13 protein-coding genes are annotated in these 19020 nt (G+C 31.2%); 1 reads left to right on the top strand and 12 read right to left on the bottom strand.

The window, feature by feature from the left end:
- Positions 1-96 precede the first annotated feature (96 nt).
- The 11 genes from G0Q09_RS12985 to G0Q09_RS12935 all read right to left on the bottom strand — a co-directional run bounded on the left by G0Q09_RS12985 (position 97) and on the right by G0Q09_RS12935 (position 17239).
- Positions 97-1041, bottom strand: a complete 945-nt coding sequence (locus G0Q09_RS12985) for an McrC family protein (RefSeq protein WP_219035193.1) — start codon at positions 1039-1041, stop codon at positions 97-99.
- Positions 1038-3296 carry an McrB family protein gene (locus tag G0Q09_RS12980; RefSeq protein WP_219035192.1) on the bottom strand — a complete coding sequence of 753 codons (2259 nt, stop codon included), beginning with the start codon at positions 3294-3296 and terminating at the stop codon, positions 1038-1040. Before G0Q09_RS12980 ends, G0Q09_RS12985 begins: the two co-directional genes overlap by 4 nt.
- On the bottom strand, positions 3296-6433 hold the full coding sequence (locus G0Q09_RS12975; protein ID WP_219035191.1) for a type I restriction endonuclease subunit R: 3138 nt from the start codon (positions 6431-6433) through the stop codon (positions 3296-3298). Before G0Q09_RS12975 ends, G0Q09_RS12980 begins: the two co-directional genes overlap by 1 nt.
- 42 nt (positions 6434-6475) lie before the next feature.
- Entirely contained in the window at positions 6476-9721 is a 3246-nt protein-coding gene (locus G0Q09_RS12970) for a DEAD/DEAH box helicase (RefSeq protein ID WP_219035190.1), read from the bottom strand.
- A 78-nt stretch (positions 9722-9799) separates the two neighbouring features.
- Complete coding sequence (locus G0Q09_RS12965) at positions 9800-10942, bottom strand: PDDEXK-like family protein (protein WP_219035189.1); 1143 nt, start codon at positions 10940-10942, stop codon at positions 9800-9802.
- 98 nt (positions 10943-11040) lie between these two features.
- Complete coding sequence (locus tag G0Q09_RS12960) at positions 11041-11382, bottom strand: DUF3024 domain-containing protein (RefSeq protein WP_219035188.1); 342 nt, start codon at positions 11380-11382, stop codon at positions 11041-11043.
- A 33-nt stretch (positions 11383-11415) separates the two neighbouring features.
- The gene (locus G0Q09_RS12955) at positions 11416-13029 is read right to left on the bottom strand and encodes a restriction endonuclease subunit S (RefSeq protein WP_219035187.1); all 1614 of its coding nucleotides are present in this window, start codon (positions 13027-13029) and stop codon (positions 11416-11418) included.
- On the bottom strand, positions 13019-14647 hold the full coding sequence (locus tag G0Q09_RS12950; RefSeq protein WP_219035186.1) for a type I restriction-modification system subunit M: 1629 nt from the start codon (positions 14645-14647) through the stop codon (positions 13019-13021). The genes G0Q09_RS12955 and G0Q09_RS12950 overlap by 11 nt, the downstream gene beginning before the upstream one ends.
- Positions 14648-14996: 349 nt before the next feature.
- Positions 14997-15446, bottom strand: coding sequence for a hypothetical protein (locus G0Q09_RS12945; protein WP_219035185.1), 450 nt, complete (start codon positions 15444-15446; stop codon positions 14997-14999).
- Positions 15447-15511: 65 nt separating this feature from the next.
- The gene (locus G0Q09_RS12940; RefSeq protein ID WP_180906606.1) at positions 15512-15970 is read right to left on the bottom strand and encodes a LexA family protein; all 459 of its coding nucleotides are present in this window, start codon (positions 15968-15970) and stop codon (positions 15512-15514) included.
- The gene (locus tag G0Q09_RS12935; protein WP_306822326.1) at positions 15971-17239 is read right to left on the bottom strand and encodes a Y-family DNA polymerase; all 1269 of its coding nucleotides are present in this window, start codon (positions 17237-17239) and stop codon (positions 15971-15973) included.
- 90 nt (positions 17240-17329) lie between these two features.
- On the opposite strand from G0Q09_RS12935, the gene G0Q09_RS12930 reads away from it, so the two are divergent.
- On the top strand, positions 17330-18136 hold the full coding sequence (locus G0Q09_RS12930; protein ID WP_219035184.1) for a GIY-YIG nuclease family protein: 807 nt from the start codon (positions 17330-17332) through the stop codon (positions 18134-18136).
- Here G0Q09_RS12930 and G0Q09_RS12925 read toward each other — a convergent pair.
- Positions 18125-18709, bottom strand: a complete 585-nt coding sequence (locus G0Q09_RS12925; RefSeq protein WP_219035183.1) for an SOS response-associated peptidase — start codon at positions 18707-18709, stop codon at positions 18125-18127. The genes G0Q09_RS12930 and G0Q09_RS12925 overlap by 12 nt on opposite strands.
- Between the last annotated feature and the right edge of the window lie 311 nt (positions 18710-19020).

Genomic DNA, 19020 nt, shown 5'->3' with positions numbered 1-19020 from the left:
TATTGAAATATGGTAAGGTCAAAAATCCTAATGATTTTCCTACATTTCAAATTAATCAAAATAATAATACAATAATATTAAATAAAAACTCTACTTTTAAGTGTTCTTAACAAGGGGAAGATTACAAGATGAATATCCCGAAATAGGTTTCCAAAAACTTTTAGTTACTTGAGCTGAAACAAGATGTGTTTTTAATTTTCTTTTCAGCGTCACTAAAATAAACTGCTCCCATAAACTATTCATATCAAACATTAAAGCCAATACATCATTTCGACCTTTGGAAATATCAGGATGATAATTCAACAATAATAATTTAGAAATTTCTAATGCAGTTTGATAATGCTGATTTTTTCGATCAAAAACTATATTTTTGAATGTAGACTCATTTACTTTAATCTCTTTCATTTCAGGAAAGTTTAAAGTCAATGCACCAATTCTTCCTTTTATAAGAGAGTTTGAATTTATATGTGCTAAAAGTTTTATCGTTTTGAATAAGATTTCATGAATAGAATGTTCATTAGAATATTGCGTATATTTTACATAAAATCGTTCTTTATGAACCAAATTATGAGCAATATGTTTTGAAAACTTTAAAGCACCTTTTAAAGACGTTTGATTTCCTTCATTTTTACGGTATCTTTTAATCAAACCTCTATGAAGTAAGTATTCGATTTCTGAAACAAATAACTCAAAGTACAGTTCTAAAATTGAATTTGATTTTAACTTCAAAGAACTCGAACCTGTCGATTTTACATCAAATCCCCAAACGGTTTTTATCATTCCAATTAATAAATTACGCCATTTTTCTTCACCAGACTTATCTGCTTTGGGTAAAACTTCAATAGTCGTTTTCCCAATTTGAATTACACCAACATATTCACTGAATTGTACACCGTTTCTTATTAATTTAAAAAATGGCGTATAATCGCCATGATAGCGTTCTAAAGCTTCATAAATTTGCTTTTCTTTCTCATTTTTCAGATTGAAAAGAAGTTTTTCATGTTCAAAAACAGTTATACGATTGTCTTTTATCACAATCATTTCTTATTCATTAATAATTTGATCGCATTTTCGAAATCAAAGTCCTTATCATTTAAGTCTACTCTATAAGATATTCTGTTTTCAAAATCTTCAGCATTATCATAACTAAAACTAGCAAAAAATGAAGTTTCAACTTTATTTTCTTTAAATTCACTATCATCCCGAATAAATCCTTTCCCTAATACCAATCCAATTTTTCCGTAATCGCCAAAGAAATATTCTTGCAATAATGGAATGATGTTTTTGTAAAAAGAATCTATAATTGTCGTTTCATTTTTTTTGATAAAATACGCATGTCCAATTTGATGATCACGATCCAATAACTTTTCGATACGTTGATTAATCGTTTTAAGAATCTCGCCTGCTTTAAAACCAAATAATTCTTGTTGTAATCCTTCTAAATCATATTTTGGAGGCATTTCTTCAAAAACAAAACGACGTCTTAAGGCGGTATCTAATGCTTCTACACTACGATCGGCAGTGTTCATGGTTCCAATAATGTATAAGTTTGATGGTACGCCAAATTTTTCTTTACTGTAGGGTAAAGTCACTTCTAAAGCTTCCTTATTTCCTAAACGCTTATCTTCTTCGATTAAGGTGATTAATTCCCCAAAAATTTGCGATACATTTCCACGGTTGATTTCGTCGATAAAAAGAGCATATTTATTAAAAGGATCTCGTTTTGCTCGGTCTGCAATTCTTTTGAAAATTCCATCTTCAATTTTGTATTTTAATTCTCCTTCTTCATTTTCAAGATCAGGTTTGATACCTTCCATAAAATCTTCATAACTATATGATTGATGAAAAGTTATAAACTCATAATTTTTAATGAGTTTATCAGGAGAAGGATTGAAATTTTTGAACGAATCATAAATTTCAATTATTTCGGGATATAAATCTTTTACTAATTGTAAATCAATTGTCCAATTTGAATTCTCGTCCTTTGAAAAATATAAAGGGTTTTGTCTCTTTTCTACATTAACATGCTGACATTCCTTTATTGTATGAGCTTGTAATTGTCCCCAAATTGTTGGAACTATTGTCTTTGATGCAGATTGAGACTCTTTAATTTTAATTAGTTCATGATCATATATTTCAGTTACTCTTGCTTTATTAATATCTAATAATACAATTGTAATAACTTGCCACCAACTCAAAGGTTTAACTAATTCATTCAAAAACTGCTCTCTAGATAACGAGTTTTCTCGTACGGTAAATAAATCAAAGAATTTTTGTTTTAAAGAATACGTTTTTCCTGTTCCAGGAGGACCGTAAAGTATTTGGTTGAGTGGCATGTTCTTCATGAATAATTGTTTTTCTTTTGTGATAAGTGGGCTGAGCTTATTCTTAACTTCTCTGACTTTATTTCCAATATTTTTTTCTAAATAGAATAAAGAGTTAGCTAATTTTTCTATTAAATTATTATCATTAATATCAAAAGCTGTATGAAATCTAATACTTTTTGAATTTTGCCATTTGAACCATTCAATATTTTCAGGTAATTTATCTAATTGATTATAAAAAAAATCTTTTGATTTTTGGTCACCTTCAAAATGTATTTCGGTATAAACTTTATTCTTTCTAGTAATAATCTCATAATGAGCAACCGTATCTCCAATTCCATTTTGATTATCTGTTATCCATACCCATCTAGAATTATTTTTTACTTCAGAAATTTTAAAATTATTAAGAATATTATTTTCGCCTAATAAATAAACTTTTAATTCATTAATAATTTGACAAAACTTTAATGTCATATTTTTTATATCTATAGTTAAATATTCATTTAATAATTCATCATCAATAGCAATTTTATATAACTCTTTAATATTATATTTTCGGTATTGTGATTTTTCTTGGCTAGGTAGATATTCTTTACAGCATTTTAACCAATATTTTGTAAATAAATCTATATTATCAATTACATTATCAAATGAAAATGAAACAAGAAATGCATTAGGGTCGTGTTTTTCAAACGATTCTTTTTTTAGATAAGGAATATTTTTAAAATTACTCCAGTCTTCTTGATTTATCATAAAACCAAACTCATATCCATCTTTTACATAAAGAATCAGTCGACTATTCAAATTAACAGAAAACCTCTTTCTGTAATCATTTCTTACATTTAATACAAATCTTTCATCATCTTCAGAGATAGAATTGTCTTTAATAAACTTATTGATAAAATTAAAAAATACTTTAATAGCTTCAGGATGTGCTATAGAATCTATACGTTTTTTAATATCTAAATTCATCACCTATTCTTCTTAAAATTCTCCGCTTGTTCTAATACATTCTTATATACATCATCCTGCGTAATAGGAGGGTAGCCGTATTGATGTAACTTAACGATGATATCCATTTTTAATTGGGCTTTAATATCATCACGATCGCTCCAATCAGGATATTTGGCTGTATTTTCAACGATGATTTTTATTTCACGAGCCAATTCAAGCATTTTGTCGTTATCGAATTCAAAACCGTATTGTTTGCAGATCATGTCCAAGATATCGTAAAAGGCTTTTTCTTCATAGTCAATACCTAAATCTTGAAACGAATCCATTTCAACACGAAGTTTGATGATGAGATCTAACATTTGTTCTGCGGTATCAAACTGAATGCCTTCATAATCTAAAATATCGCCTTCGCTACGTTCGTTGTAACGGTTGATGATGGATTGTAAACGTTCTGAAAAATCTTGTCCTTTTACTTTATTTACCTTTTTAAAATTGTTAATGGTTTGTTTTAATAAACGTTCTAAGATTTTAATTTTGGTATTCGGTAATTCTAGGTTAGAGATTTTCTCAATGAATTTATCGTTGAATAAATCAATCGCATTTGCCTTATTATCATCGAGCTTAAATATTTCTTCAACTCCTTCCGAAATGATGGCTTCTTCTACCAATTTAGACACTTTAGCATTCATTTGGGCTGTATCTGGCGCTTCACCTTTAGTCAATTTTACTACAATAGATTTCACGGCGAAATAGAAATGGATTTCATCTACTTCTTTCGGAGTAAACAATTCCGAACCACTCACCAAATTGTAAGCTGATTTTAGTTTCTTCGTTACATTTACAAAGAATTTCTCTGATTCTTCAGTCTTTAAAACTGATTCAGAAGCTATATTTAAACATTGTAAACGTTCTACAGGATTCCCCTGATAATACAAAGCGGTATCAAATTGATGGAAAAATTGTCGCAACAAATCTAATTGATCACGCACAATAATTTCTGCTTGATCTAAATCTTCAAAATCATCATCGGCTGTTTGACCATTAAACATGCCTAAAGCTTTGTTTAAGTTCTTTTTAATACCAATATAATCGACTACCAAACCACGATCTTTTCCTTGATATTTACGATTAACACGAGAAATTGTTTGTATTAAATTATGCGTTTGTAAAGGCTTGTCAATATAAATTGTATCCAAAAAAGGAACATCAAAGCCTGTTAGCCACATATCAACTACAATGGCAATTTTGAAATTGGATTTAATTTGTTTGAATTGTCGATCTAATTCTTTGCGATCATCTTTACTTCCTAATAAATCCCATAAATCTTTTTCATCATCTTTATTGCGTGTCATAATCATCTTAACACGCTCAATCGGCTTGATTTCTTTTTGTTCTTTCTCTGTTAAATCTTCAGGAATCATCACTTCTCCCCACTGCGGGCGTAAAGCCAAAATTTCTTGATACAGTTTATAGGCAATGCCACGAGAAGCACACACAAACATTACTTTTCCTGCAACAGTTGCATTTTCTTCTAATCTATTTTCATAATGTTCTACAAAATCGTTAGCAATAGCTTTGATACGATCAATATCTCCCAAAACTACCTCCATATTGGCAATGGCTTTTTGGCTGGCTTCTACATGATATTCTGAAGCGCCTTCAGCAACAGCATTGTTATAATAATTTTCAATTTCTTGAACTTTATTGTAATCTAAATTCACTTTTGCAGCTCGACCTTCATACACCAAACGAACCGTAATTTCATCGTTTACCGATTCAAACATCGTGTATTGATCAACCACATCTCCAAATACTTCTAAGGTTTTATCAATGGGTGTTCCTGTAAAGCCAACATAAGTAGCATTGGGCAAAGAATCGTGTAAATACTTGGCAAAACCATAGGATTTGGTTACACCTTTTTCTTCGTCAATTTTTACTTTTAAGTCTAAATTGACTTGTGAACGATGGGCTTCATCAGAAATACAAATGATATTCGTTCTATCAGACAAGATTTCATCGTCTTCAGCAAACTTTTGAACCGTTGTTAAATAAACGCCTCCACTTTCAAGACCTCGCAAACGATCTCTTAAATCGGCTCTTGATTCGATATTGATGATGTTTTCATCACCAATAAATTTTTTGGCATTTGTAAAATCCTTTGATAATTGGTCATCTAAATCTGTACGGTCTGAAATGATAATAATCGTAGGACTTGCAAAATCGGTTGAACGCATCAATAAACGCGTTAAATACAGCATCGTATAACTCTTTCCACAACCCGTCGCCCCAAAGTATGTTCCACCTTTTCCATCGCCTTCTGGTTTACGATGTGCTTTGATGTTTTGATACAATTTATTGGCTGCATAATATTGCGGATAACGACTTAAAACCTTTAGCTCGTGTTTTGAAGTATCAGGAAACAAAACAAAATGATGGATAATATCCACTAATCTTGTTTGGTTCAACATTCCATGTACAAGAGATGTTGTAGTTTCAATACCTGTTAAGGCTTTTTTCTCTTCTCCCGTAATTTTATTCCAACCGTAGTAAAATTCGTAAGGTGAAAATACCGTTCCAGCTTTGTTATTCACTCCATCCGAAATCACACAAAATACATTGTATTTCATCAATTCTGGAATATCCCTACGATAACGAATCGTTAATTGTTTATACGCATCGTGAATGGTAATTTCTTCTTCTATCGCTGTCTTAAATTCAAAGACTACGACAGGAATTCCATTGATGTATAAAATCAAGTCAGGAATACGTAATTCGCTTCCTTGAATTTCTAATTGATTAACAATCTTGAAGGTATTATTTTGGATATTTTCAATATCAATATAACGAATATGTAAATCTTTTTTTGATGGATCGTTGCGTTTAAAAATCAAACCATCTGCCAATAATTTACAGATGTATTTGTTAGATTCATACAAATTAGAAGCCGACTGAAAAGCGATTTGATTAATGATGCTTTCCAACTCCATTTCTTCCAAATCGGGATAACGTGTTAATAGAAAAGAACGTAAATCGTCTTTCAACAAAACTTCTTGATTAGAAGTTCTTACCAATTCCTTTCCATTAATATATTGATAGCCTTCTGTTTCCAAAAGGTTGATAAATGCTTGTTCTAATTGTGATTCAGTGTATTTCATTTTAATAATCTTATTGCAGTTCAGAAATATTATTTGTATTGATTAATGACTTGAATATACTTTTAAATCTATATTTCCAACTGTTGACAGGTAATGTTGAACATTTCCCAATAGCAATAAAATATCGTTTGATGGGTTTGCTTTACTTAGCGATGGTTGAACAATATACATATGAAAACGCATTGCTTTTGTCCATTTTGCTTGATTTAAAAGATTTTCCAAATCCTCTTCTGTTCCTTTTATTATTCTGCTACAAGTATTTCCTCCAAGCGTCTTAATTTTTCTTTTGAACAGATGATTAAAAAAATCTCTACCATCTTTATGCTTCCACTTTAAAGATTTTTCTGCTTGCCCACAAACTTGATAAAAATTGTCTATATCATTATTAACATTTCCTCCTTTTGCATATTTAAGATGATATAAATGAATGTCAATAATTGTTTCTGAGTCATTTATTCCAATAATGTCAGCAATTTCCCCTTTTCCATCATCATCATAGATAATCTGATAATCATTTTTTATTTTTTCAATAAAATAATATTGAATTGAATCTTGAATATATGGAGCAATGTCTTGAGATTCCTTATTAATGTTAACTCCAGTCCAATCATCAGCGATTATTAAATCATTAGAAATAACATCTGGCTGGACTTTAAGCTTCACAAAAAGATTTCCATATAATTGTGAGCCATCAGCAAACCAAACTGTAGGTATAGTCTTTTGGAAAAAATCTACTAAACTTTCATTTTTATTTCCGTATTGAATTGAACAACTATGAAGTGTCAGTTTATTAACTTTATAATATGCTTCGTTTGTAATTTGGTTGAGTCCTATTTCAATTTCAAACTGAATGGAATGTTCCTCTGTATCAACAGTAAATTTTAGACTTTCATTTATCTGGACACTTGGACTAAGTAAATTCAATTCTATTTTTGAGAGGTCATAACTTGAGTCGCCAATACTGATAGCATATCTGTTTTCTGTATTCTCGTACATTTCAGGATTCCAATCAATTGAAATTGGCATGACATTAGGCCTTTGTTGTAATTTTTCAATTGCTAAGGTATGTTGTAATACTACATTTGGATCAATAACATTATTCTCGATGATTTCACCCATATCTCTACACCATTTTGTTAATTCATCTAAATTCCCTCTTTGGTAAGACCATATTTTACCTTTTACAGAACAACCTAAAGAAACTTTTTCACCTTCTTTATAGCCAACACCAAAAATGTTATTTTTGATAAGTGTTCCTTGTTCTAATTCTCTAATACCATCTTGAACACCTTTACCATAATAAGCTTGAAAAGTAATATCCTGACCAATTCCTTTTCTTGTACCTACATTGTAAAGTGAAAGTCTATTTACGTCATGGAATATTCGGAATACATTCATACCCGAAATTTGATTTGTATTACCGGAACCAAAAATAGCTTCCATTAATGATAAACCTGAAAAATTTTTAATAGATGTATTTAAGAACACTCTATTTATGTTAGGTCTTAAATCCCAATGAACAACAATCAAATCCCATTGTAAATTTTGTACCGTTTCAAATCTTCCCCATTCAACCTTCTCAACTTTCCCTAAAATAATTATTAACGTGTCATTACTGTGTCGACTAAAAACATGCTCGTAACTATTAATTCCCGTAAATCCTTTTTCCCAATTTGAAGGATTCCAATTATTAACACCGCATTGAAAAATTACTGTACTCATTGCAGGATTTATTTCCTGAAATGGAACTACTGAATCAGAAAGATTATTGAAATTATCTAAAAAAGCTTTTATATCAATTTCTTTTTGAGTTGCATTAGCACTTAAACGGGGAAGAAGCAAATTCCAATCAGAGTTTCGCGCATAAAGCTGATCTAATTCTTCGTGAATAGGTGGGTATGCGATGTTAGTAATGAAACTTGCGTTTCCTAATTGTTCATATGAAGTTCTTGTAAAGCGACCAATAAATTGGAGCGTAATTGGTAAACTTTGTCTTTCATCATGAATAGCGGCAATTTTAAGATTAGGTAAATCAAAGCCTTCACCTAGCATATTTACACAGACAATTATGGAATGTTCACCTCTTTTTATAGCTTCAATTTTATCACTCAAGCCTGCAACACCAGTATATACCAATACAGGATTAAACTCTTCATAGCCTTCATAATATTTAAAAACTTCTTTTGCCCTTACCTTATCTTTACATCTAGCCATAATAAAATGGTTAAAACCCTCAGCAAGGTCTGCTCGTAATTGCTCAACTGCTTTTTCTGCAATTTTTTCGTCAGCTAAATTTTTATTATATTCTCTGATTGGCAAGTAGTTGATTTTCTTAAAATATCTCTGCTCCTGTGCTTTTCTTAACGAAAAATTAAAAATCTGTTTTCCTTGTAAACTCTTGCCGTCATTTCTAAAAGGTGTTGCAGTAAAAAGAAAAACTTTTTCATTGTCAAATTTATTGATAAGATCTTTCCATGTTTTTGCTTCGGAATGATGTGCTTCATCAACAAAAAAATGAGAAAAAGAATTATTTAGTAAAGCTTTTTGTTGAATTGAAAGACCTGTAAGTAAATTCATCGTAGAGACAACCACATTGCATTTATCAACAAAGCCTTGTAGATCTTGTGTAGTACTAAAACCACTATTTAGTATTCCTACAATTGGATTAGCACAAGTCGAATCTACAATACCATATTCTTTTAGTAAGCCAAGCGTAATAAATTTTTGAGCTACTTGTGATCTAAGAGAATCTGAAGGAACTGAAACAAGTAGTTTGTCGCAACAATTTGAAAATAACGTAGATAACATCGTTTCAGTTTTGCCAGTACCTGTTGGCATTACTACAATCGCTTTATCATCCGCATTTTGAATATGAGCTAGAATAGAGTATAATGCACCAACTTGAGGTGGTCTCAATCCTTTTATGTTTTCTTGTTCATTTTCTTTAATAAACTTAAATTTATCAACCCAAGTGTTTACAATTTCACTTGGTGTACTATTATGAAAAAGAGGATGCTTTAACCAACGCTTAAATTTTATTCTCCCAGCGTTTAGATCAGCTCTTGTTGGTTTTTTTGTAGTAAGAATAACATAATCAACAGTTCCATTTATGTCAAGATTTTTATCACTTGTCAGCAAATAATTAGCTCCTTCCGATTCTATTATAAATGGATTGATACTTATAATTTGAAAATTTTGAAGAATAACTTTCTCTCCGAAATATTGCCATATTTCGTTTGAGTTTGCTTCAAAAATAAGTTTTGATATTTTTGGAAATATTAATGCCATATTATATGTTTTTTAGTTTATCCCTCCAACGTTGCCAATCGGCTTAACAACAACGATTGAAGTTGAGTGAGTCATAAGCTATATATTTTCAATCTCTTTTGTAACCTCCAAAAGATTTTGGATTTTATCTTTAAAGATTGTTTTCATTTCACCCGTTAAGATGGCTTTCATGGCATCGGCATGCCAATTTGGATACATTGGAAATTTCTGAAAAGCATATCTATTGTTTCCTCCTCCAACTTTTTCTTTGATCTTATAAAAAGCAGTATTATCTCCTGTTTTACTTTTAGGCATAAAGCCAATAATATGATTTTCAAGTCCTCTTTTTCCGAATTCTGTGAAAATATTATAGTTTTTATAATGTGGAATAATAAATTTAAAACCAGCCCAAGATGTATTAACATAATCTCCTTCTGTACTATCGAATATGATTCCTAATTCATCAGCTAATTCGTTTAATTGAGGTATTAATACCGTATTAATAATGTTATTTCTTACTTTACTTAAATTATTTGCAATGGTATAAGCAGCTTCTAAATTTTCTAATGTAGATAGTTTATCGATTAATTCTTGTGACATGGTATTAGCAGTTGTGTTGTTAGTTAATGATTTAACATGATTAGCATATTGTATAAGTGTTTCTCTAACGATAGGAGAACGAGCCGAAATCTCGATGCAACGCTCTAACCAATCCAATATTACTTCGCTATAAGAAACTTGTATATAATCTACAATCTCTTTATCAGCATTACTTGATTCATTACCTTGTAGAGTTAAATAAAGTAACTTGAATTGATCACCAAATTCTCGTTTTCCAAAATTTTGATAACGCAATAACTGATCATGTTGATCACCAGCATATATTTTATTTTCTAATAATAAAGCTTGACTTTGCGAATTACGAATTAAAATATCTAAACGCCCAAACACAGAAGCGTCTTCTTTAATTACGGCTACATTTTGCATACCAAAATCGAAACTATCCTCGATTAATCCACTTCTTTTAAGCGTTTCAACAAAAGCTTCTAGAAATTTAGCCCCAAAGTTGTGCGAACCTTTCGGATTAAGTATTTCTGCTAGAATAGCTGAATGTGTATTTTCATAATGATCCACACCACAAATACGAAACATATTAAAATCTTCTCCATTAGCAGAAGATTTTAATTCCTTGTGTTTGTTAAACCATTTTACTTCATTCAGTAATTGGTCAATATTATTCATATATAAGTATTTTTTTAGTAGTTAGTTTTTAGTTTACCCCTCCAACGTTGCTAAGCGACTTAACAACAACGATTGTAGTTGGGAGTGTTTTGTATTTTTTACCCAAAGAAGCAATGGAACTGATCTTCTTTTATAATCGCTAATAAATCTTGTAAATTATCAGCAATTGGGTGTGGATCGTACAACTCCCATTTACCTGAAGCTCGCATCCAATACAAGGACCAAGAATTCGTGGTTTTAGTAAATCGTACTTTTGCAAAATCGGACTGAATTAACTCATTCGGAATATTCCAAAATGGACGAATCGTATATAAAATAGCAGTATTCTTTTCCCAAGAATACCCATAATCTAATTGTTTGCGTATCTCGTGATCTTCTGGTCGTAAGCCTTCTACAAATTGTTTAATATATACTTCGCTAATACTAATTTCTTTTCCCATTTGTGTTGATTTTTATAGTAATTTAGTTTTTCTTTACCCCTCTAACGTTGCTAAGCGACTTAATAACAACGATTGAAGTTGTGTGAGTTGTTTATTTTGGTCTTTTAAATTGTAAACTTGATAAAAACAATTTTTAAATATATTTTCCATTTTATCCTCAATCTCTTTTGAACCAAATATAATTTTTCTGAATTTTAAATCTTCATCAAATGTAATCTGTGGAAATGTACCTGATCTTCCTTCTGCAGAATCTTGAAAATCTTTAATCGTCTCATCAGATATTAAATAATAATATATTCTATATAATCCCAATTCATTATTTAATCTTCTTAATACCATTAATTTAGTAGAAACCACATAATCATCTGCATCATTTCTTACCAATGCAAATCTTCTATTGTTCGGTCTGATTTCACTATACAATATGTCATCCTTTTTGATAGATTTTTTAGCCTGACCTGGCATTTCATCCACATTCATATATTCAGAATGTAAAAATTCACCATTTAATATATCTGATGTATTAAAAAAGATTAATTGTTTCTTCTTAAAATCATGAGACTTAGAGAAACTTTGAATAAAGTTCCCTAATTCTTTCACCTCCCAACCTTCAGGAATTTCCTTTTCTAATTCTTGGTTGTACACCATTTTCCCTGCCGTCCTTAACTCCGTTTGCGGGGCAGGTAAACTGGTTTTTAGTTGAGTAATTCCGCCTGCTTTTTCAATTTGCCTGCTTATCCAAGTTCTACCATAGCCTGTTTTTAAATCTTTTTCTCTTTTTGCAGCTTCTTCCTTTGTTGCAAAACTTTCCCAATGAATAACTTTTAAAGGTTTATTAAGTTTTGTCCATTCAGCACCTTCTCTCATATAGTGTTCGTAAAACCTACGGTATAAATCATTCGTCATTCCTTTATAAACAGAATCGTTCTCACATAAGATAAGATATACAAACCAAGTTTTGCCATCTGAAACGGGTAAACCACCGACCCTACTATATGTACAAACACTTCCTATCTTAGTAATATATTCATCGATTGGCAGATTTTGGTTTACCTGCCCGTGAGGATGATAGCTCGAAGGAAGGCAGGGAAATTCAAAATCAACAAACCATTGCTTGTATAAGGTTTGTGCTGTAGCATCTAACTTTTCGCAGATTTGTTCGTTGACTTTTATTTTGTTTTCTACTGCTTGGTATTGGGCGACAATCTCGCGTTGTTTTTCGATGGATGGAATCTCAATTTCAATTGATTTTAATGCTTCTAAACTTAATCCACCACGTACGTCTGCATCTGTATAAAACCAACATTGCCTATCAAGCTCACTTCTTCTAAACCAAAGCATTAAATATTCCGGAAGTACAGTTGCATCTATTACTTCAAATACATCATAAGCTGGAGAAACAATAAATGGATAATCAAAAGTAGACATTGATATAGGTAATCGTTTATCTCTACCAACGTGCATTCTATTACATGCAAATTGATTTTTTACAACAACTTTATATTTTTTCAAATCAACACCAATCGTATTTGCTACGGAAGGCATAAAGAATTTATCAATATTAATTCCGTAGAGAATAGTTGCAATACCATCTACATTTTTATTGGAAACAAATTTGACAATATCTCCTAACTTTTTATAATTCATAACCCAACGATTTAAATACGTTAGCTACCTCTTGTTTCAAAGCTTCTTCTTGCTGAAACAAGTCTTTCAATTCTGTTTGCAAGGTTTGCATTTGGGTATCGTAGTCGATATTTTCGTCACGGTTTACAAACGCTATGTATTTACTTGGCACCAACGAATAATCTTTTTTACGAATCTCTTCTAAGGTTGCAGCGTAACAATATTCGGGTTCGTTTGTGTAAGTTGGGGCGAATTGCAATTCGCCCTTACTTTCGCCCTTACTTTCGCCCTTACTTTTATTTCCCTTACTTTCGCTTTTATATGTCTGCCAATTGTGGTAGGTAGCTGCAATTTGCTCAATATCTTGTTCCGAAAACTGAATAAATTTCTTTTCAAACGGTTCTCCTTTTTGGCGTAAATCCATAAACAACACTTCACCTTCGCGGTTACGGTACTGTCGGGGCGAATCGCAATTCGCCCTTACTTCAGTGCGTTCTTTTTTATTTCGGTTCAAAATCCAAAGCGTTACTGAAATGTTTGTAGAGTAAAACATATCTTGAGGAAGAATTACAATTGCTTCTACCAAGTCGTTTTCTATGATTTGTTTACGGATTTTGTATTCTTCACCACCACCCGAAAGGGCACCATTGGCTAAGATAAAACCAGCCACACCGTTTTGCGAAAGTTTAGAAATCATATTCAAAATCCACGCATAATTGGCATTAGATTTTGGAGGAACTTCGTAACCTGTCCAACGTGGGTCGTCTGTTAATTCGTTTTCTGCGCGCCAATCTTTTAAGTTGAACGGCGGATTCGCCATGATGTAATCGGCTTTCAGTTCTTTGTGCTGATCGTCACCAAATGTATCGGCGGCTTTGTTACCTAAATTGGCAGAAATCCCACGAATGGCTAAGTTCATTTTAGCGAGTTTAAACGTGGTATTCGTTAACTCTTGTCCGTAAATGGAAATGTCTTTTTTGTTTCCTTGGTGTTTCTCAATAAACTTCAACGACTGTACAAACATACCACCCGAACCACAAGAAGGGTCATAGATTTTCCCTTTGTAGGGTTCTATCATTTCGGCAATCAAGTTTACAATCGACTTCGGCGTATAGAATTCTCCTTTTCCTTTTCCTTCGGCAATGGCAAACTTACTCAAGAAATATTCGTACACACGCCCCACAATATCTTGCGCTTCATCACGCAACGTATCGATGTTGTTGATGGTATCCAATAAAGCGGAAAACTTGGATTGGTCCAATCCTAATCTTGAGAAATAGTTATCGGGTAACGCACCTTCTAAGGATTTGTTCGTCCGTTCTATGGTTTTAAGTGCGGTATCTACTTTTAGGGTAATGTCTTCTTGTTTGGCGTTTTCGATAATGTACTCCCAACGCGATTCCTCAGGTAAATAGAATACATTTTCTGCCTGATAAAATTCTGGTATTTCTAAGAAAGCTTCTTTACCTTCTACAATCAATGCTGACCTGCGTTTAATGAATTTATCACTTGCGAATTTCAAGAAGATTAAACTCAATACCACATGTTTATATTCTGAAGGTTCTATCGAACCACGTAATTTATTTGCTGCATCCCAAAGGATTTCTTCTGTACTTTTTGTTTGGACTTTTTTAGCCATAAATGCTTATCAATTCTTTTTTGTAAATATACAAATACAATAACTGCAAATAAAGTCATAATAACGGATAATTATTTACGGTAAACCATATTTGTTAATGTTTTTCAAATATAATGAAGTATAGCGACAAAATAAGACGCTATGATAATAAACAACGAATAAAAAGGTAGAATAGGATAGAAGCTTTTGAAATAAAAAAGTATATTTATCAAAACTTAAATTGATGTGTCAAGTTTATGCTGATGTCACGTTTTGTACCTGTTCTGATTTTGATTCAGATACTATTGAAAAACTGAATCATCATTGGATTTTATCGTTACAATGAATTTTTAGAAGTTGATTTATTAGTTTAAAAATTATACTTTTCTTCTCCAGGAATAATTTTGATTTTATTTCCGATTGAAGTTTTCCAATAATGAGTTGATGAATAAAAATCTGAAAAAGCATATGGTAACTCATCTTTTTTTACTTTTTCAAGTATATTTTTAAACCATTCAACATATTGATTATTTTCGCCTTTAGCATTTTTTAGAAATTCTTTTTCTTCTGAAATAAATAATCTCGTTAATTCATCAAGATCTATTTCTTTAAGATTAACATCATAAAATTCTTGAATCCAATTTGTTATATAAAGATTTTTTCTTTTTCCATTAACATCTACTAGAAATATACATCTCCAATACATTCCTGACGATGACAATGACGGAATAACTCTCAAATTATTGTAACCTTTTTCATGTAAATTTCTTGCCAGATAAAGTATTTTATGCATATTTATAATATAAAAATTTCTTTCCATTATTTTGAGATTTTATTAAAGTTAGATAAAATGTAATAAATTATAAATAAAACATTAGAAATGATTTATTTCCTCTTATGCCTCACCAAATCAGTTACAACTCCCAAAATAATGACCACATCTTCATCTTGTAATTGAATACAATTTTTGTATTTCGGATTTAGAGAAATCAATTGTTTGTTGATGGCATCATAACGTTTGAACGTGTATTCGGAATTGTTGACCGATACTACAATATCATCATGATGTCTGGGTTCGATATCAGATCGAATGATAAGTAAATCACCTTTCAGATATTCAGGATACATACTTTCGCCACCCACACGATTAAGATAAGTTGCTTCGGGATGATTCAGTAAAATTTCATCCAAACTAATATTATTCTGTACAAAATCAGCAGCAGGAGAGGGGAAACCTGCTGAAACATCACCAAAAAATTGAACAAATCGTTTTTCACCATCTGTTTTGATAGGGATATTGATTAACTCTTCTGAGAATTTCGGAACTTGAATAAAATGTACCATTTAATAAACATTTAAAATATCTGTAAATCTTGTTGTGTAACAAGGTGACAAACGTTCTTGCTTCATTTTCCATTTTCTACGCACATCTTGCGATGCTAATTTTAGCATATGATCGCCATAATTTGCATTTAATTGATCCATCACACTCATCAACGCTTTATGTTTTGGACAATCTTCGTGAAATAAATTCATCTGTGCTTGATTATCGGGCGTAATTGCGGAAACAATAACGCCTGCTTTTTTATAATCTGGTACTTTGCCTTCGGCAGGAACTAATTTATCTAACAAAAATAACGCAGCTTTCGAAAGTACAATACTTGAATTAGAATCAAATTCTAAAGTAGTACTTAATGTATTAGAAACGAAAGAATGTTTATCGTCGAATCGATTTGTCATCACAAATACAGATATAATATTGCACTTTGAATGTTCTTTTCTAAGCTTTTCGGCACAAGAAACAGCAAAAGTAGAAACACGCTCTTTCAGATTTTCATAATCATTGATTGTTTTCTCAAAACTACGAGTGGTCGCAATTGATTTTTTGCGTTGAACTTCATCTAATTTTAAAACGCTTTCGCCTAATAATTCTTTTTTCAAACGCAATTCGACGATGGAGAAATTACGTTTGATGTATTCATCTTCAAGCAAGGTGAAATCATATGCATTACGACATCCGATATAAGATAAACGTTTAGCTAAACGTCGCCCAATTCCCCAGATATCCTCACATTTTAACCATTTTAAGGCTTTGTTTATTTTCTCTTTCGAATCAATCATATAAACGCCGTTATGATGTTTCGGAAATTTCTTCGCAATTCGATTTGCTACTTTAGCTAAAGCCTTTGTAGGAGCAATACCAATACAAACAGGGATTTTGGTAATGGTATATATTTTTTGTTTAATTTCTTGTGCATATTTCACCAAATCATAGTTATCAAAGCCTTTGAAAAGAAGAAAAGATTCATCAATCGAATAAATTTCAATATCAGGACAATAGGATTTTAAAATCATCATCACGCGATTACTCATATCCGCATATAAAGCATAATTTGAAGAGAAAACATTGATTTTATTTAATCTAAAATTATTCTCATATTCAAAAGCAGGAGCACCCATTGGAATGCCCAAATCTTTGGCTTCATTAGAACGTGCAATTACACAACCATCATTGTTAGAAAGTACCACAACAGGCTTTCCATTCAGCGTTGGATTAAAAACTCGTTCGCACGAGGCATAAAAATTATTGCAGTCAACTAAAGCGTACATCATGTTACAAAGTTGAGCAATTAAAACGCTACAAGGTGTCGTCGAAAAGTGTTAAAAAAATAAAGTTAAAAATTGATTCTGTAAATTTGCGCTATGGTACTGAATGATAGATTGAAAACGTTGGTTGACCAAGTTCCAAAAAATATTTGTGGCGTGTATTATTTATACAACGACAAGCAAGATATTATCTACATTGGAAAAAGTATTGATATCAGAAAAAGATTGATTCAGCATTTCAAATCACTTGATAAAAAGGAAATTAAACTTCAGCATTTTACGCATTCTATACAATTTGAAAATACAGGAAATGAATTGATTGCTTTGTTGAGAGAATCTGAATTAATCAAACAAAATCTGCCAATATTTAATCGAGCTCAACGCAAGATTAAGTTCTTTTACGCATTATATAAAGAAATAAATTCGGATGGTTATCATGCATTAATTGTGAAGAAAATTGATAACTCTGGGAACGAAATTATCTCATTTACATCGTTAAATGAAGCAAAAGATTATTTATTTTACATTACAGATAAATATAAGCTTTGTCAAAAAATAAATGGTTTATATAAAACCAAATCAAGTTGTTTTCAATATAGTTTAGACGAATGTAATGGAGCTTGTGTAAATAAGGAAGATGTGAAACTTTACAACAAAAGAGTTCGTCAATTTTTGAAAACAGTGCATTTACCTAAAAAGGATTTTTTATTTGAATTGGTTGGAAGAACTGAAAATGAAAAAGGTATTGTATTAATTGAAAAAGGAGTTTACAAAGGTTTTGGTTATTGCGATTCAATACTTGAGAATCTAGACGAAATGAAATTATTTATCGAACAAAAACAAGATAATAAGGATGTCCGAAAAATCTTATTTCGACATATAAAATCCGAATTATCCAAATAAACTCACTTGACCATCTTCACGCTGGTAGCTGAAATCAGTAAACGGAACAATTGGTTTACAATTAAGCCAATTCATTAAGTTTTCATCATCATTTAGGACTATTGGCATACGATGTTTAGTATTGTGGATATAATCCATAATGCCGACAGCTTCAGTTGTAACTATCGTAAACGTATCATCAGAATATAATCCTGCTAAACACATCAGATTATTGTTGATTCCGATATCATATTTGATTTTGTCTTTGCCTTCGTGTCGCCATTCATAAAAACCATCAACCAATATCACACAACGATTGGTGTAAGCATCTCGAAAAGATGGTTTTTCATCTATAGTTTCAATACGTGCGTTTAAGGTGTTATTCGAATTAAAATCATTTCCAGCCCAATGCGGAACTAAACCCCATTCCAACAAATGAATAAAATCTTGTTGGTTAGTTATCACAGGTAATTTCGGATGATCAAAACCTTTGAAATGAGGATTTGGCGCAAATCTAACTTCAGGTTTGAATTTCAACCTTGATTTCTTTTCAATCTGTTCTTTTGTTTTGGTCACTTTTACATGAAAACACATAGCATCTACTTTGGAATAAAGGTAATGATTACGACTATAAGAACAATTAAAAATTGAATCAATTAAAATGATTGTAGAAGAATTAAAACGAATGTTTTTTATAAAGAGTTTAATATACTACGGTTTCATATAAAACAAAAAACCTCCCTAAAATCGTTTTAAAGAGGTTATTATTTATACTATTTGGATATCCCCCTGAATTTTCCAGTGTAAGTTAAGCTACATTTTTTAAAAATTGTAAATTATTATTAAACTCAAAAATAGTTTTATAATTCAAAGCTTTATGTCTTCTATTTCTGTTATACCAAATT

Origin of the sequence: Empedobacter falsenii (assembly GCF_019308355.1) — a bacterium.
GTDB classification, from domain to species: Bacteria; Bacteroidota; Bacteroidia; order Flavobacteriales; family Weeksellaceae; genus Empedobacter; species Empedobacter falsenii_B.
Note: the sequence above shows the minus strand (reverse complement) of the source record. Positions and strands in the feature narration are given on the sequence as shown.

Excerpts from the sequence above, each read along its gene's own strand:
- G0Q09_RS12985 (WP_219035193.1), bottom strand. The coding sequence starts at position 1,041 with ATGATTGTGATAAAAGACAATCGTATAACTGTTTTTGAACATGAAAAA.
- G0Q09_RS12980 (WP_219035192.1), bottom strand. The coding sequence starts at position 3,296 with ATGAATTTAGATATTAAAAAACGTATAGATTCTATAGCACATCCTGAA.
- G0Q09_RS12975 (WP_219035191.1), bottom strand. The coding sequence starts at position 6,433 with ATGAAATACACTGAATCACAATTAGAACAAGCATTTATCAACCTTTTG.
- G0Q09_RS12970 (WP_219035190.1), bottom strand. The coding sequence starts at position 9,721 with ATGGCATTAATATTTCCAAAAATATCAAAACTTATTTTTGAAGCAAAC.
- G0Q09_RS12965 (WP_219035189.1), bottom strand. The coding sequence starts at position 10,942 with ATGAATAATATTGACCAATTACTGAATGAAGTAAAATGGTTTAACAAA.
- G0Q09_RS12960 (WP_219035188.1), bottom strand. The coding sequence starts at position 11,382 with ATGGGAAAAGAAATTAGTATTAGCGAAGTATATATTAAACAATTTGTA.
- G0Q09_RS12955 (WP_219035187.1), bottom strand. The coding sequence starts at position 13,029 with ATGAATTATAAAAAGTTAGGAGATATTGTCAAATTTGTTTCCAATAAA.
- G0Q09_RS12950 (WP_219035186.1), bottom strand. The coding sequence starts at position 14,647 with ATGGCTAAAAAAGTCCAAACAAAAAGTACAGAAGAAATCCTTTGGGAT.
- G0Q09_RS12945 (WP_219035185.1), bottom strand. The coding sequence starts at position 15,446 with ATGGAAAGAAATTTTTATATTATAAATATGCATAAAATACTTTATCTG.
- G0Q09_RS12940 (WP_180906606.1), bottom strand. The coding sequence starts at position 15,970 with ATGGTACATTTTATTCAAGTTCCGAAATTCTCAGAAGAGTTAATCAAT.
- G0Q09_RS12935 (WP_306822326.1), bottom strand. The coding sequence starts at position 17,239 with ATGATGTACGCTTTAGTTGACTGCAATAATTTTTATGCCTCGTGCGAA.
- G0Q09_RS12930 (WP_219035184.1), top strand. The coding sequence starts at position 17,330 with ATGGTACTGAATGATAGATTGAAAACGTTGGTTGACCAAGTTCCAAAA.
- G0Q09_RS12925 (WP_219035183.1), bottom strand. The coding sequence starts at position 18,709 with ATGTGTTTTCATGTAAAAGTGACCAAAACAAAAGAACAGATTGAAAAG.